The organism is Herbaspirillum lusitanum, from assembly GCF_046025995.1.
Lineage (GTDB): Bacteria > Pseudomonadota > Gammaproteobacteria > Burkholderiales > Burkholderiaceae_D > Herbaspirillum > Herbaspirillum lusitanum_A.
Genome location: NZ_JAQQFM010000005.1, coordinates 294,741 through 309,252, shown reverse-complemented (window position 1 = coordinate 309,252; position 14,512 = coordinate 294,741). Strand labels below are relative to the sequence as shown.

At 58.8% G+C, this 14,512-nt stretch carries 10 protein-coding genes; 4 read left to right on the top strand and 6 right to left on the bottom strand.

Annotated elements, in window-relative coordinates:
* Positions 1–89 precede the first annotated feature (89 nt).
* From frr to rpsB, 4 genes are all read right to left on the bottom strand, one after another.
* Entirely contained in the window at positions 90–650 is a 561-nt protein-coding gene (gene frr / locus PQR62_RS12655) for a ribosome recycling factor (RefSeq protein ID WP_408158303.1), read from the bottom strand.
* 119 nt (positions 651–769) lie between these two features.
* Positions 770–1,486, bottom strand: coding sequence for a UMP kinase (pyrH, locus tag PQR62_RS12650; protein WP_408158302.1), 717 nt, complete (start codon positions 1,484–1,486; stop codon positions 770–772).
* A gap of 255 nt (positions 1,487–1,741) precedes the next feature.
* Positions 1,742–2,626, bottom strand: a complete 885-nt coding sequence (gene tsf / locus PQR62_RS12645) for a translation elongation factor Ts (protein WP_408158301.1) — start codon at positions 2,624–2,626, stop codon at positions 1,742–1,744.
* A gap of 137 nt (positions 2,627–2,763) precedes the next feature.
* Positions 2,764–3,513 carry a 30S ribosomal protein S2 gene (gene rpsB, locus PQR62_RS12640; RefSeq protein WP_408158300.1) on the bottom strand — a complete coding sequence of 250 codons (750 nt, stop codon included), beginning with the start codon at positions 3,511–3,513 and terminating at the stop codon, positions 2,764–2,766.
* Between the two features lie 450 nt (positions 3,514–3,963).
* Here rpsB and map point away from each other — a divergent pair, with 450 nt between their 5' ends.
* The 3 genes from map to PQR62_RS12625 all read left to right on the top strand — a co-directional run bounded on the left by map (position 3,964) and on the right by PQR62_RS12625 (position 8,442).
* The gene (gene map / locus PQR62_RS12635) at positions 3,964–4,791 is read left to right on the top strand and encodes a type I methionyl aminopeptidase (protein ID WP_408158299.1); all 828 of its coding nucleotides are present in this window, start codon (positions 3,964–3,966) and stop codon (positions 4,789–4,791) included.
* 209 nt (positions 4,792–5,000) lie between these two features.
* Positions 5,001–7,553, top strand: coding sequence for a [protein-PII] uridylyltransferase (locus PQR62_RS12630; protein ID WP_408158298.1), 2,553 nt, complete (start codon positions 5,001–5,003; stop codon positions 7,551–7,553).
* Positions 7,554–7,695: 142 nt separating this feature from the next.
* On the top strand, positions 7,696–8,442 hold the full coding sequence (locus tag PQR62_RS12625) for a pseudouridine synthase (RefSeq protein ID WP_408158297.1): 747 nt from the start codon (positions 7,696–7,698) through the stop codon (positions 8,440–8,442).
* A gap of 157 nt (positions 8,443–8,599) precedes the next feature.
* Here PQR62_RS12625 and PQR62_RS12620 read toward each other — a convergent pair whose 3' ends face one another.
* Positions 8,600–9,115 carry a cyanophycin metabolism-associated DUF1854 family protein gene (locus tag PQR62_RS12620; protein WP_408158544.1) on the bottom strand — a complete coding sequence of 172 codons (516 nt, stop codon included), beginning with the start codon at positions 9,113–9,115 and terminating at the stop codon, positions 8,600–8,602.
* Between the two features lie 2 nt (positions 9,116–9,117).
* Entirely contained in the window at positions 9,118–11,397 is a 2,280-nt protein-coding gene (locus tag PQR62_RS12615; RefSeq protein ID WP_408158296.1) for a cyanophycin metabolism-associated ABC transporter, read from the bottom strand.
* 904 nt (positions 11,398–12,301) lie between these two features.
* Between PQR62_RS12615 and PQR62_RS12610 the strand changes: the two genes are divergently transcribed.
* Positions 12,302–14,512 carry a cyanophycin synthetase gene (locus PQR62_RS12610; RefSeq protein WP_408158295.1) on the top strand — a complete coding sequence of 737 codons (2,211 nt, stop codon included), beginning with the start codon at positions 12,302–12,304 and terminating at the stop codon, positions 14,510–14,512.

The window sequence follows — 14,512 nt, the reverse complement described above, 5'->3', positions numbered from 1 at the left end:
CCTGCAACCTGAAACAGGCCGGATCGAACGCCGGCCTGGATGTAGGGCTGCGACCGCCAGACTGGGGGCGCTGCCGCTGGCGACCAGCACTACACGGTCATCACTTCCTTTTCCTTGTCGCCGACCAGCTTGTCGATTTCAGCGACGAACTTGTCAGTCAGCTTCTGAATGTCGTCCTGGCCGCGGCGCTCGTCATCTTCCGAACAAACCTTGTCCTTGACCAGCTTCTTGAGCGATTCATTGCCGTCACGGCGCACGTTGCGCACGGCGATCTTGGCATCTTCCGCTTCGTTCTTGACCAGCTTGACCATTTCCTTGCGGCGCTCTTCGGTCAGTGGCGGCATCGGCACACGGATCAGTTCGCCATGCGAGGCCGGATTCAGGCCCAGATCCGCTTCGCGGATGGCCTTTTCAACCGCCGCCAGCATTTTCTTTTCATACGGCTGCACGCCGATGGTACGGGCGTCGATCAGCGTCAGGTTGGCGACCTGCGACAAATTTGTCGGCGAACCGTAATAGTCCACCATGACCTGATCCAGAATGCCGGTGTGAGCGCGACCCGTGCGAACCTTGGCCAGATTGGCCTTCAGCTGCTCGATCGACTTGCTCATTTTCTGTTCACTGTTTTTTTTGACGTCAGCGACACTCATGCTGCTCTCCTAATTGATGCAATTATTGCAATAACGTTACTTAAAGTAATACAACGCGGAAAACGGCGACATTATGCGCCGCGACGCTTCCTTGATGCGTTTTAAACTCGGGCGACAAATCAGACGTGTACCAGCGTGCCTTCGTCTTCGCCCATGATGACGCGCTTGAGCGCACCCGGCTTGATGATGGAAAACACCTTGATCGGCAGCTTCTGGTCCCGGCACAACGCAAAAGCTGTAGCATCCATGACTTGCAGATGCTTGGCAATCGCCTCATCGAAAGAAATCGAAGTATAGCGAGTTGCGGTTGGGTCTTTCTTTGGATCGGCGGTATAGACGCCGTCGACCTTGGTGGCTTTCAGCACGATCTGCGCACCAATTTCCGAGCCGCGCAGCGCGGCGGCGGTATCAGTCGTGAAAAACGGGTTGCCGGTACCGGCGGCGAACACCACGACTTTTCCTTCTTCCAGATATTGCAGGGCCTTGGGGCGGACGTAAGGTTCGACCACCTGTTCGATGGCGATTGCCGACATCACGCGGGCGGTCATGCCACCCTGACGCATGGCATCGGCCAGTGCCAGCGAATTCATCACCGTGGCCAGCATGCCCATGTAATCGGCTGTCGCGCGATCCATGCCTTGCGCGCCTGGCGCCACGCCGCGGAAAATATTGCCGCCGCCGATCACGATCGCCAGTTCCACGCCGAGATTGCTGATTTCTGCCACATCCGCCACCATCCGTTCGATGGTCGCGCGATTGATGCCGTAGGCATCGTCGCCCATCAGCGCTTCGCCGGAAAGTTTAAGGAGTACGCGCTTGTAGGCAGGTGTTGTCATTTGCTGGGCTCCGTATCTATCCGATTTAACTTGTATCCCGCGTCACAGCTGATTCCGGCTCGACGCATGCGCCAATGCGATACCGAAAAACTGCGAGCAACGGTCGTATTCTATGCTACGGCGCCTGCTTGCACATCCGTCAGAACACACCAAGCCTTGCTGCTAGCCATGGGCATTCCAATAGATGAAAATCCTCGCGAAAGTTCCGAAGGACTTAAAAAAACGGGCCTCTCGGCCCGCTTTTCATTTCAACTCTTACTGTGCCTGTTTCGCAGCAGCCACTTGCGCCGCCACTTCAGCAGCAAAGTCATCCTGCTTCTTCTCAATGCCTTCACCCACCACAAACATGACGAACGACTTCACGCTGGTATTGGTCGCCTTCAGCATCTGTTCCACGCTTTGCTTGTCGTTCTTCACAAAAGCCTGATTGAACAGCGAGACTTCCTTCAGGAACTTCTGCACCGAACCGTCCACCATCTTGGCGACGATGTCAGCCGGCTTGCCCGATTCAGCAGCTTTCAGTGTTGCCACCGAACGCTCTTTTTCGATCAGATCGGCAGGCACTTGCTCGGACGACAGCGCAACCGGCTTCATCGCAGCGATATGCATCGCGACATCCTTGCCGACTTGTTCGTCAGCACCGTCGAATTCGACCACGACGCCGATACGTGTACCGTGCAGGTAGGAAACCAGCTTGCCGGTGGTTTCAAAGCGCTGGAAACGGCGCACCGACATGTTTTCGCCGATACGGCCGATCAGTTCGGTGCGGGTTTCTTCAACGGTCTTGCCGTTCAGCGGCAAGGCAGCGACAGCAGCCAGATCGGCCGGATTGTTTTCAGCCACCAGCTTGGCGATTGCATTGGCAAAAGCGATGAACTCATCGTTCTTGGTCACGAAGTCGGTTTCGCAGTTGACTTCAACCAGAGCGCCAACGCCGCCGGCGATGAACGCCGACACAACGCCTTCAGCAGTCACGCGGGACGAAGCCTTGGAGGCCTTGCTGCCCAGCTTGACGCGCAGGATTTCTTCAGCGCGGACCATGTCGCCTTCGGCTTCGGTCAGTGCCTTCTTGCATTCCATCATCGGCGCGTCGGTCTTCGCGCGCAGTTCACCAACCAGTGCTGCGGTAATTGCCGCCATATCCATCTCCTAACTAGAGGACGTCCCGCGCAGACCGCGAAACATCCGAAATTCGAACAAATTTACTCAAAAAAAAGGGGCCAACTGCGCCTGTTCCGCTGTCACCCCTTTTTCAACTTCACCGGCAAAGGCTGAAATTAAGCCTGCTCGCTGACCTCAACGAATTCGTCGCCACCGTTCTTGACGGCTTCGACCACTTCGTTCACGGCATTGGCACGACCTTCCAGAACCGCATCAGCCACACCGCGTGCGTACAGAGCGATTGCCTTGGCCGAGTCATCGTTACCAGGGATCACGTAAGTCACGCCTTCTGGCGAGTGATTGGTATCAACCACGCCGATAACCGGGATGCCCAGCTTGGCGGCTTCAGTGATGGCGCCCTTGTGGTAGCCGACGTCGATCACAAAGATTGCGTCAGGAATGCCGCCCATATCCTTGATACCGCCGATTGCCTTTTGCAGCTTTTCCAGCTCGCGGCTGAACAGCAGGGCTTCTTTCTTGCTCAGCTTTTCAACCGAACCGTCTTCGATCGACGCTTCCATGTCTTTCAGACGCTTGATCGATGTCTTGATGGTCTTGAAGTTGGTCAGCATGCCGCCCAACCAGCGCTGGTCGACGAAAGGAACGCCTGCGCGTTGTGCTTCGCCGGCGACGATTTCACGCGCCTGACGCTTGGTACCGACAAACAGGATATTGCCGCGGTTGGACGACAGTTGACGCACATACTTCAGCGCCTCCTGGTACATGCCCAGGGTCTTTTCCAGATTGACGATGTGAATTTTGTTGCGATGACCGAAGATAAACGGGGCCATCTTTGGGTTCCAGAAGCGGGTTTGGTGACCGAAGTGGACACCGGCTTCCAGCATTTCGCGCATAGTTACGGACATAATTCTCTCCAGGGTTAGGTCTGGAATCCGCTCGGTAATCCGGCCCATGCTTGGCCCGACACCCTTTTGCGAACGGATTCGCGTTTCAATGACTGCTATAAAATATCGATTCGGCTTCCCTGGCCTGCCTTGCGACACACCCTTGAAACCAAGCCCGGAACTGCAAAAAGCCACATAACATAGCTCGCAAATCTGGACTTCAACCTTCTCGATTCAGGTTAGCCGAGCATTCTACTCGATCCGAGCAATTCGTTCAAGCACGACTTCCTTTGCTTTTTCATTCGCCCGTCCTCTCAAATTCAAGCGAGGCGACGCCCATCAGCCTGATCCATCGCCACCCCGCCAAAACTGGCCGCATATCCGCCGAATCGAAAAACTTCCGCAAACAACAGAAAAGACCCTGCTCGTCTATAATTCTCACTTGACGAATTTTGCGAACAATCAAGAAATATGGGCTCCATCTCCATCAAGACCGCCGAAGACATCGAAGGCATGCGCGTTGCCGGCCGCCTGGCGGCGGAAGTGCTCGATTACATCACGCCCTTCATCAAACCCGGCGTCACCACCGGCGAAGTAGATCGCCTGTGCCATGAATACATGACAAATGTACAAGGCACCATCCCGGCCCCGCTGAATTACTGCCCGCCAGGCTACACGCCTTACCCCAAGGCAACCTGCACCTCGCTTAATGATGTGATCTGCCACGGCATTCCGGGCGACAAGGTGATGAAAAACGGCGATGTGCTGAATCTGGACATCACCGTCATCAAGAATGGTTATCACGGCGACAACAGTCGCATGTACTTTATCGGTGAACCATCCATCCTGGCGCGTCGCCTGACCGAGATCACTTACGAATGCATGTGGCTGGGCATTGCCAAGATCAAACCCGGTGCACATCTGGGCGATATCGGCCATGCCATTCAGCAGCACGCGGAAAAGGCAGGCTACAGCGTGGTGCGCGAATTCTGCGGTCACGGCATCGGCAAGGTCTTCCACGAAGAGCCGCAAGTGCTGCACTACGGCCGCCCGGGCACGCTGGAAAAACTGGCGGCCGGCATGATTTTCACGGTGGAACCGATGATCAATGCCGGCCGTCGCGAAATCCGTGAAATGGGCGATGGCTGGACCATCAAGACCAAGGATCGCAGCCTGTCGGCGCAATGGGAACACACTGTACTCGTGACCGAAACCGGCTTCGAAATCCTGACTGCCTCTGCCGGCATGCCGGCGCCGCCGGCCTTCATCCAGAATCAGGCCGCGACTGCAGCTGCCTGATGCCGGGAGGGCTTACGCCCGCATCAACGCTCCAGCCAGTCAAACCTGCTGAACTGGTCGAAGCAGACTGACACACCCCCTGAATCGCACAGCAAACAATGCGATTCAGGGCATATTCTTTGCTTTGCCTGCGTCTCCGGTCTGGCAATGTGGCATATATTCGCTGCCCTTCCATTCAACCACCCGCTCCTACCGATTGCAGACTCCAGATGCCGACCTTCGCCATCACGCTCAAAAAACAATTGAAAGCCGCCCGCCAGCAGGCGATTGAAGTCTTTCAGGCCGATGGCAAACCGGAGCACTTGCTGATCCAATTGCGGCGCAACGTGGATGCCGCGCTGACCGAAGCCTGGAACAATTTTCAAATGCCAGACGGCAATGCGCTGGTGGCGGTCGGCGGCTACGGCCGCGGCGAGCTGTTCCCGCATTCGGATGTGGATGTGCTGATCCTGCTGGAGCATGCGCCGGACGCTGCGCTGCAGGCCAAGCTGGAAAAGCTGGTGCAGGTGTTCTGGGACATGGGGCTGGAAATCGGCCACAGCATCCGTACCGTGGACGAATGCATGAGCGAATCGGCGGCCGACATCACGGTGCAGACCAGCCTGCTGGAAGCGCGCCTGATCACCGGCAGCCGCAGCCTGTTCAAGGACTTGCAGGAACGCTATCACGCCGCGCTCGACCCGCTCGCCTTCTTCCAGGCCAAGACCCTGGAAATGCGCCAGCGCCACGTCAAGTTCGAAGACACGCCCTACAGCCTGGAACCCAATTGCAAGGAAAGCCCGGGCGGCCTGCGCGATCTGCAAGTGATCCTGTGGGTAGCCCAGGCGGCCGGCCTCGGCGACTCCTGGAGCAAGCTGGCGCAACATGGCATGCTGACCAATACCGAAGCGCGCCAGCTGCGACAGAAAGAACGCGCCTTCAAGGACATCCGCATCCGTCTGCACATTTACACCGACCGTCGCGAAGACCGTCTGGTGTTCGACATCCAGACGCCGATTGCCGAGACCTTCGGCTTCAAGACTACCGATACCCGGCGCGCCAGCGAATACCTGATGCAGCGCTATTACTGGGCGGCCAAGGCGGTGACCCAGCTCAATACCATCCTGCTGCAGAACATCGAAGCGCATCTGTTCCCGCAGCAGACCGTGCCCAAGCCGATCAACGAGCGCTTCAACGATATCAACGGCTTTATCGACATTGCACAGGAAGACACCTTCGAAAGCACACCCTCGGCGATGCTGGAAGTGTTCCTGCTGATGTGTCAGCACTCCGAGCTGAAGAACATGACCGCCCGCAGCATGCGCGCGCTGTGGCATGCGCGCTTCAAGATCGATAACGCCTTCCGCCGCAATCCCGACAATCACAAGCTGTTCATGCAGATCCTGCAGAGCAAGCGCGGCGTGATCCATGCGCTGCGCCGCATGAACGCGATGAGCATTCTCGGCCGTTATCTGCCCAACTTCCGCCACATCGTCGGCCAGATGCAGCACGACCTGTTCCACGTCTACACGGTCGATCAGCACATCCTGATGGTGGTGCGCAACGTGCGCCGCTTCACGATGAGCGAACACGCGCACGAATACCCTTTCTGCAGCCAGTTGATGGCCAACTTCGCGCAATCCTGGATTCTCTACGTGGCGGCGTTGTTCCACGATATTGCCAAGGGCCGCGGCGGCGACCACTCCAAACTCGGCATGGCCGATGCCCGTCAGTTCTGCGTACAGCACGGCATGTCGGAAGAGAACACCGAGCTGGTGGTGTTCCTGGTCGAACATCACCTGAGCATGTCGCACGTGGCGCAGAAGCAGGACTTGTCGGATCCGGACGTGATCATGCAGTTCGCGCAGTCGGTCAAGGACGAACGCCATCTCACCGCGTTGTACCTGCTGACGGTGGCCGACATTCGCGGCACCAGCCCGAAAGTCTGGAACGCCTGGAAAGGCAAGCTGCTGGAAGACCTGTATCGCATGACCCTGCGCGTGCTCGGCGGCGAGGCGCCATCGGCCGACCGCGAACTCAAGAACACCCAGCAGGAAGCCATCAAGACGCTGCGCCTGTATGGTTTGCCGGCCGATGCGCACGAACAGTTCTGGCGCCAGCTCGACGTCGCCTATTTCCTGCGCTCGGACGCCTCCGACATCGCCTGGCAGACGCGCTGCTTCTACGACAAGATCGACAGCGATATCCCGCTGGTGCGCTGCCGCCTGGCGCCGATCGGCGAAGGCGTGCAGGTGGCGGTCTACACCAAGGACCGCCCTGATTTGTTCGCGCGCATCTGCAGCTATTTCGACGCCAAGAACTTCAGCATTCTGGACGCCAAGATTCACACCACGCAAAAGAACTACGCGCTGGATGCCTTCCTGATCAGCGCCCCGATCTTTGCCAAGAATTACCGCGACATCATCAACCTGATCGAGCATGAACTCGGCGAGCTGCTGCAATCCGACAGCCCCCTGCCGTCGCCTTCGAAAGCGCGCCTGTCGCGCCTGTCGCGCACCTTCCCGATCAACCCTTCGGTCGATCTGCGGCCGGACGATCGTGGCCAGTATTATTTGCTGTCGATCTCGGCCAATGACCGTGCCGGCCTCCTGTATTCGATTTCGAACGTGCTGGCGAAATACAAGATCAACCTGCACACGGCGAAGGTGATGACGCTGGGTGAGCGCGTCGAAGACGTGTTCCTGATCGATGGCGCCGCACTCAACAAACCGCGCAATCAGATCATGCTGGAGACCGAACTGCTCAAGACCTTGCGCATCTGAAGCCACGACGATAAAAAAGCCGGCGGCGATAATCATCACCGCATCCATTAAAATACGAGCGCCGGACTGCATGCGATGCAGCCGGCCCCCGACCTCTTTTCATTGCCTCACCAGGCTTCACCGACATTACCGAATCACTGCCATGACTGAACCAGTACGCCTCTCCAAACGCATGTCCGAACTCGGCCTGTGCTCGCGCCGCGAAGCCGACGAATGGATAGAAAAGGGCTGGGTGCGGGTCGACGGCGTGGTAGTGGCAGTGCTCGGCAGCAAGGTGCTGCCGCATCAGCGCGTCACGGTCGAACGTCAGGCCGCCGCCGAGCAATCCAAGCGCGTCACCATCCTGATCAACAAACCCATGGGCTTTGTCAGCGGCCAGGCCGAAGACGGCTACAAGCCGGCGGTAGTGCTGGTCAATGCCGAATCGCGCTGGAGCGAAGACCAGGTCGACACCGAGTTCCACCCAAAACAATTGCGCAGCCTGGTGCCGGCCGGACGTCTGGACATCGACTCGGTCGGTCTGCTGGTGCTGACGCAGGACGGCCGCGTCGCCAAGCATCTGATCGGCGAAGACTCTTCGGTGGAAAAGGAATATCTGGTGCGGGTCAAGTATTCCAAGCCCGGCACCCTGCCCGAACATGAACTCAAGCGCCTCAACCACGGCCTGATCATGGACGGCAAACCGCTGCGTCATGCCAAGGTGTTCTGGATGAATGAAGATCAGCTCAGCTTCACCTTGCGCGAAGGCAAGAAGCGTCAGATTCGCCGCATGTGCGACATGGTGGGACTGAAGGTGATCGGCCTCAAGCGCGTGCGCATCGGCAACGTCAAGCTGGGAGATTTGCCGACCGGGCAGTGGCGTTATCTGCGGCCGGATGAAGAATTTTAAGGCAACACGGAAGGCGCTGGGCAGACAAGCCTGAGCGCCCTCCGCATTCAGTTTTGAAGATGCTCAGGCCCTTGGCGCTGACCACGGAATTGGCAGCAAGCACCTCATTCCGAAAGTGCAAGCCGCCAGTCCTGCGACGCCAACCCAACCCAAGCAGTTACAGAAACCGATCCAGAATCTTGCGGCTCGGCTTGTCCAGCGCCTTGCTGTCGCGGATCAGAAACTGGATGCCGTGGGTATCCGCAATCAGCAGCGCCGACTGCGCCAGACGACGGATGTCTTCTTCGCCCTTGAGCGTGAAGGTGCTGACGCCGCGATTGGTTTCAACCTGCCACTCGCTGGGCGTAGCGTAAGTCGAGACGCCGACGATACGCAGGATCTCCGGCATGAACTCGCGGCTCGCCAGTTCCTCTTCGATCATCGCCTGCAAATGCGGCGCCAGATCGCTCAGCTTATCGATCCAGGCCAGTTCGCTGCCATCGCTGCTGACCACCGAAATGCCCTGATCGGGCGCGCTCACCGGGAAGGACCGCACCGGAATCGCGCCCTCGTATTCATGCCCCTCCAGATCGATGAAGACCAGACGGCCGAACGCATTGCGGCGCAGTTCGAAAGCAAGGCCGGTAGCAGCTTGCACACTGTTGAAGCTGGTATTTGTGTTGGCGAGGCTCATGCTCATGCTCCCTTTTCTTCATCGCTGACCGAGATTTCGGCATCGCCGTCCGGGTTGCGCGCCTGCGCCTGATACAGCTTGTAATAGTGGCCTTCACGCGCCATCAGCTCTTCGTGATTACCGACCTCGACCACCTGGCCGCGATCCAGCACCACCAGCCGGTCGGCCTTGCGCAGGGTCGACAGACGGTGCGCAATCGCAATCGTGGTCCGGCCCTGCACCAGATTGTCGAGTGCCTTCTGGATTTCCTTCTCGGTGGTGGTATCCACCGAAGAAGTCGCTTCATCCAGAATCAGAATCCGTGGATCGATCAGCAAGGCGCGCGCAATCGAAATGCGCTGGCGCTCGCCGCCCGACAAAGCCTGACCGCGCTCGCCGACCAGCGAGTCATACCCCTGCGGCAGACGCAGAATGAATTCATGCGCATGGGCTGCGCGTGCCGCAGCGACAATCTCTTCGCGCGTCGCTTCCGGCTTGCCGTAGGCGATGTTCTCGGCAATCGTGCCGAAAAACAGGAACGGCTCCTGCAGCACCAGACCGATGTTGCGGCGGTATTCCGAAATCGGCATGGAGCGGATATCGACGCCGTCGATGCGGATCGCCCCTTCCGACACATCATAGAAGCGGCAGATCAGATTGACCATGGTGCTCTTGCCCGAACCGCTGTGGCCGACCAGGCCGATCATTTCGCCCGGCGCAATCGACAGACTCATGTTGCGGATCACCGCGCGGTTGCCATAACGGAAACCGATGTTGCGGACTTCAATCGCCCCCTTGACATGCTCGATATGCACCGGATTGGCCGGCTCCGGCACGCTGGAAACGTGATCCAGAATATCGAAGATGCGCTTGGCGCCGGCCGCCGCCTTCTGCGTCACCGACACGATGCGGCTCATCGAATCCAGACGCGTGTAGAAGCGGCTGATGTAGGCCAGAAACGCGGTCAGCACACCCACCGTGATCTGATTGTTGGAAACCTGCCAGATGCCGAAGGCCCACACCACCAGCAAACCGATTTCGGTCAGCAGCGTGACGGTCGGCGTGAACAGCGACCAGATTTTATTGACGCGGTCATTCACCACCAGATTGTGGCGATTGGCTTCGCGAAAACGCGCCACCTCACGCTTCTCCTGCGCGAAGGCCTTGACCACGCGGATGCCGGGAATGGTGTCGGCCAGCACATTGGTCACTTCCGACCAGATGCGGTCGATCTTTTCGAAACCATGACGCAGACGGTCACGCACCACGTGAATCATCCAGGCGATGAACGGCAGCGGCAGCAAGGTCACCAGCGCCAGCCAGGGGTTGATCGAAATCAGGATGGCTGCGGTCATGATGATCATCAGCACATCGATGGCGAAATCCAGCAGATGCAGCGAGAGGAACACGCAGATGCGGTCAGTCTCTGAGCCGATGCGCGCCATCAGATCACCGGTGCGCTTGCCGCCGAAATATTCCTGCGACAGGCGCAGCAGATGTTCATAGGTGGTGGTGCGCAGATCGGCGCCGATGCGTTCACTGACCAGCGCCAGAATATAAGTCCGCGCCCAGCCCAGCCCCCAGGCCAGCAAGGCCGACGCCAGCAGACCGCTCAGATACAGCATGGCCAGATGGGTATTGATGGGCGCGCCGTTCTGGAATGGGATCAGGATGTTGTCCATCAGCGGCATCGTCATGTAGGGCGGCACCAGCGTGGCGGCAGTCGAGGCCAGCGTCAGCAGAAAACCGAGCAGCAAGGACCCCTTGTAAGGTTTCGCGAAACGGCTGAGACGAAACAGCGCCCAGGTGGACGGCGGCGCCTCCTTCACTTCAGGGCAGATAGCGCAGGTTTCCTGACCTTCAGGAATCGGCGCCTTGCATTGCGGGCAGACGTCGCCGCTGTCCTCTTCCTGCATCACGCCCGAGGCCTGCGCATCACGCTGCTGCTCGAACAGTTTGACCAGGCGCAGCGCCTGCGGATTCTGCGCCAGGGTATAGCGCCATTGCGCCAGCCGGCCCTGCTCGTCGCACAGCTCCAGCGTACCGACGCCGGCGTGGTCATGATGCTTGAGACTGATGTCCGGACGATATGCCCATTCCTGCCAGCCGGCGCCGTCGGAGTTTCTGGAGAGCAAGCGCAACTCGGTCGCCACCAGCAGCGAGCGTTTGAATTGCAGTTGGGTATCGAGATCCAGCTCCAGCCAGGCGACCATTTTTTCGGAAGCGGCTAGTTGCGCGGAAATTTCCGACTGCCAATGTTCGGGCAAGCTGGCAGTAGCGGAAGGAATGGAGTCTATAGTCATGTAGAGGCAGCAATAAGCCCGAGGCGAGCGTCAAACAAAAATTCACAGTCCAGTCGAAGACAAACCGCAGTCCGAACCACGCGCGGATTTGCGCAGCGCGCGATTATAACGCAGCGCTTTTGAGCTCAATCAGGCGATGATTCGGATGCAAATTCGGACATTGCTTTCAAGCAAGCAATTTCAAGGCTTGCGCGTTCACGCTTTTCACCCGCAGCGGCAGCACCTGAGTCTGACTGCAATGTCAGGACTTGCAGGCTTAACGCTAAGGCAAGCCATTCGGTGCACGAAGGCTGAACAATACTTCCGGGATCAGAGCCTAAGCCTTGCTGGGCGGTTCAGGTCGCATCACTCCCGATCCCGCCCTCATGCGAGCCCTGCGCATACCCCTGACGCAAGTTGCACCGCAGGCTTGCTTGCCGCGATTGACGATTTCACTGCACGAGCCGCGACAGTCTGCGACAATAACGCTCACTACCTGCCATCCACATACTACTCAGATGAATTCATCCGCTGCCCGATGCAAAACTTGCAAGTTTCTGTTCGGGAGTTCGCTTCATTAAAATCCAGCAACATTGCCGCAGCAGTTTTTATTGAGCTGCGGCAAGCCGGTCTACCCCGATCTTCCGCTTCGCTTGTCTTTTTATTCACGCCAGTAAACCAATTGCCCGGCAACACGTTAGTAGGCCATGCGCTATTCTGACGGAATGATGACGGAAAAATTCTGTCGCACCTTCATCACGGCAGAATTGAACACCCAGGTGGAATATCAGATTGAATAACGGGCAACACGCACGGCAAGAAGAAATGCAAGAAAAGTAGCCAGGCAGCAAGGCAAGAACAGTTCGGCAATGACATGTCACGTGTTCATTACAAGTTCAACGCGCAACCAGCATTACCTTCAGATATGAAAAACATAGAATTCCTCCGCTTCCTGCCCCTGCAGGGCCCGAATATCTGGACCTATCGGTCTGCTCTCGAAGTCTGGATCGACATCGGCGAACTGGAAGACTTTCCATCCAATACCCTGCCCGGCTTCAATGAACGGCTGACTACCTGGTTGCCGTCGCTGGTCGAGCACCGCTGCAGCTACGGCGAACGCGGCGGTTTTCTGAAGCGCCTGGAAGAAGGCACCTGGCCTGGCCACATCCTCGAACACGTCACGCTGGAGCTGCAAAACCTGGCCGGTCTGCCCGGCGGTTTCGGCAAGGCGCGTGAAACCTCGGTGCGGGGCATTTACAAAGTGGTGGTACGCGCACGGCATGAAACCGTGACCCGCGCAGCACTGTATGCGGCCCGCGAACTGGTGATGGCGGCCATCGAAGACAAGCCCTTCAACGTCGAAGCCAAGCTCGATGAGTTGCGCGACATGGTCGATTCCCTGTGCCTCGGCCCCAGCACCGCCTGCATCGTCGATGCCGCCGACGAGCGCCGCATCCCTTCGATTCGTTTATCCGAGGGCAACCTGGTGCAACTCGGCCACGGCTGCAAGCAACGCCGCATCTGGACCGCCGAAACCGATCAGACCAGCGCCATCGCCGAAAGCATTTCACGCGACAAGGATCTGACCAAGACATTGCTGGAATCCTGTGGCGTGCCTATCCCTGAAGGCCGCATGGTCGACAGCCCGGCCGATGCCTGGGATGCCGCACAAGACATCGGCCTGCCGGTGGTGGTGAAGCCCTCCGACGCCAATCACGGCCGCGGCGTGTTCATCGATCTGAATACCCAGGCCGAAGTTGAAACCGCCTACAAGGCGGCGCTGGAAGAAGGCAGCAGCGTGCTGGTCGAACGCTTCGTGCGCGGCAATGAACATCGTCTGCTGGTGGTGGGCGGCAAGCTGGCCGCCGCTGCGCGTGGCGAACCGATTTTCGTGATCGGCGACGGCAAGTCCACCGTGCAGCAGCTGATCGACGTAGTGAATACCGATCCGCGTCGCGGCGATCTGGAAGAACATCCGCTCAACCCGGTGATCCTTGAGCGCGAACCGGCCGCACGTCTGGAACTCGAACGCCAGGGTCTGAGCGCCGACTCGGTGCCGCCGGCCGGCAAGAAAGTGCTGCTGCTGCGCAACGGCAATGTGGCAATCGACATCACCGATCTGGTTCACCCCAGCGTGGCCGCCACCGCCTCGCTGGCCGCGCGCGTGGTCGGCCTCGACATCGCCGGCGTCGACATCGTGATGGAAGACGCCTCCAGGCCGCTGGCGGAACAACGCGGCGCCATCGTTGAAGTGAATGCCGGCCCCGGTCTGCTGATGCACCTGAAACCGTCGGAAGGCAAACCGCGTCCGGTCGGCCAGGCCATCGTCGCCAATCTGTTCAAGGAAGGCGAAAACGGCCGCATCCCTATCGTCGGCATCACCGGCACCCACGGCAAGACCACCATCGCACGTCTGGTGGCGCGCATCATTCATCTGAGCGGCAAGCACGTCGGTCTGGCTTGCGGCGACGGCCTGTATTTCGGCGAACGTCCGGTCGAACGCGGCAATCGCGCCAACTGGGCGGCAGCGCATCGGGTGCTGCTGAACCGTGCGGTGGAAGCCGCCGTGTTTGAAAACAGCAGCGTCGCGATTCTGTCCGAAGGTCTGGCCTACGACCGTTGCCAGGTGGGCGTGGTCGCCAACATCGACCCCAACGACAGCCTGCCCGAGTATTACATCGAAAACGCCGAACAGATGGCGACCAAGGTCAAGCGTACTCAGGTCGATGTGGTGCTGCCGGACGGCGTCGCCGTGCTCAATGCCGACGACCCGCTGGTGGCCGACATGGCCTCGCTGTGCGACGGCGAAGTGATCTTCTTCGGTCTTGATCCGGATTCCGAATTGCTGGCCGAACATCTGAAGGCAGGCAAGCGCGCGGTGTTCCTGCGCGAAGGCGCCGTGATTCAGGCGCATGGCAGCCAGGAAACCAAGGTCAGTTCGGTGGATGCGATTCCGCTGACGCAGAACGGCGCAGTCGCCTATCAGGTCGAGAACGTGCTGGCGGCAGTCGGCGCGGCCTGGGCGCTGGACATCAGTTCCGAACTGATCCGCGCCGGCATCGAATTGTTCGGCACCGAACGCGCAGAGGAACAGGGACTGACGTTCAAGACCCAGACGCAAGCGCAGCCAGCCTGA

What these genes read in the sequence shown, in the direction of transcription:
- PQR62_RS12615 (WP_408158296.1), bottom strand. Translation starts at nt 11,397, where the DNA reads ATGACTATAGACTCCATTCCTTCCGCTACTGCCAGCTTGCCCGAACAT.
- rpsB (WP_408158300.1), bottom strand. Translation starts at nt 3,513, where the DNA reads ATGTCCGTAACTATGCGCGAAATGCTGGAAGCCGGTGTCCACTTCGGT.
- map (WP_408158299.1), top strand. Translation starts at nt 3,964, where the DNA reads ATGGGCTCCATCTCCATCAAGACCGCCGAAGACATCGAAGGCATGCGC.
- frr (WP_408158303.1), bottom strand. Translation starts at nt 650, where the DNA reads ATGAGTGTCGCTGACGTCAAAAAAAACAGTGAACAGAAAATGAGCAAG.
- PQR62_RS12625 (WP_408158297.1), top strand. Translation starts at nt 7,696, where the DNA reads ATGACTGAACCAGTACGCCTCTCCAAACGCATGTCCGAACTCGGCCTG.
- pyrH (WP_408158302.1), bottom strand. Translation starts at nt 1,486, where the DNA reads ATGACAACACCTGCCTACAAGCGCGTACTCCTTAAACTTTCCGGCGAA.
- PQR62_RS12620 (WP_408158544.1), bottom strand. Translation starts at nt 9,115, where the DNA reads ATGAGCCTCGCCAACACAAATACCAGCTTCAACAGTGTGCAAGCTGCT.
- tsf (WP_408158301.1), bottom strand. Translation starts at nt 2,626, where the DNA reads ATGGCGGCAATTACCGCAGCACTGGTTGGTGAACTGCGCGCGAAGACC.
- PQR62_RS12610 (WP_408158295.1), top strand. Translation starts at nt 12,302, where the DNA reads ATGAAAAACATAGAATTCCTCCGCTTCCTGCCCCTGCAGGGCCCGAAT.
- PQR62_RS12630 (WP_408158298.1), top strand. Translation starts at nt 5,001, where the DNA reads ATGCCGACCTTCGCCATCACGCTCAAAAAACAATTGAAAGCCGCCCGC.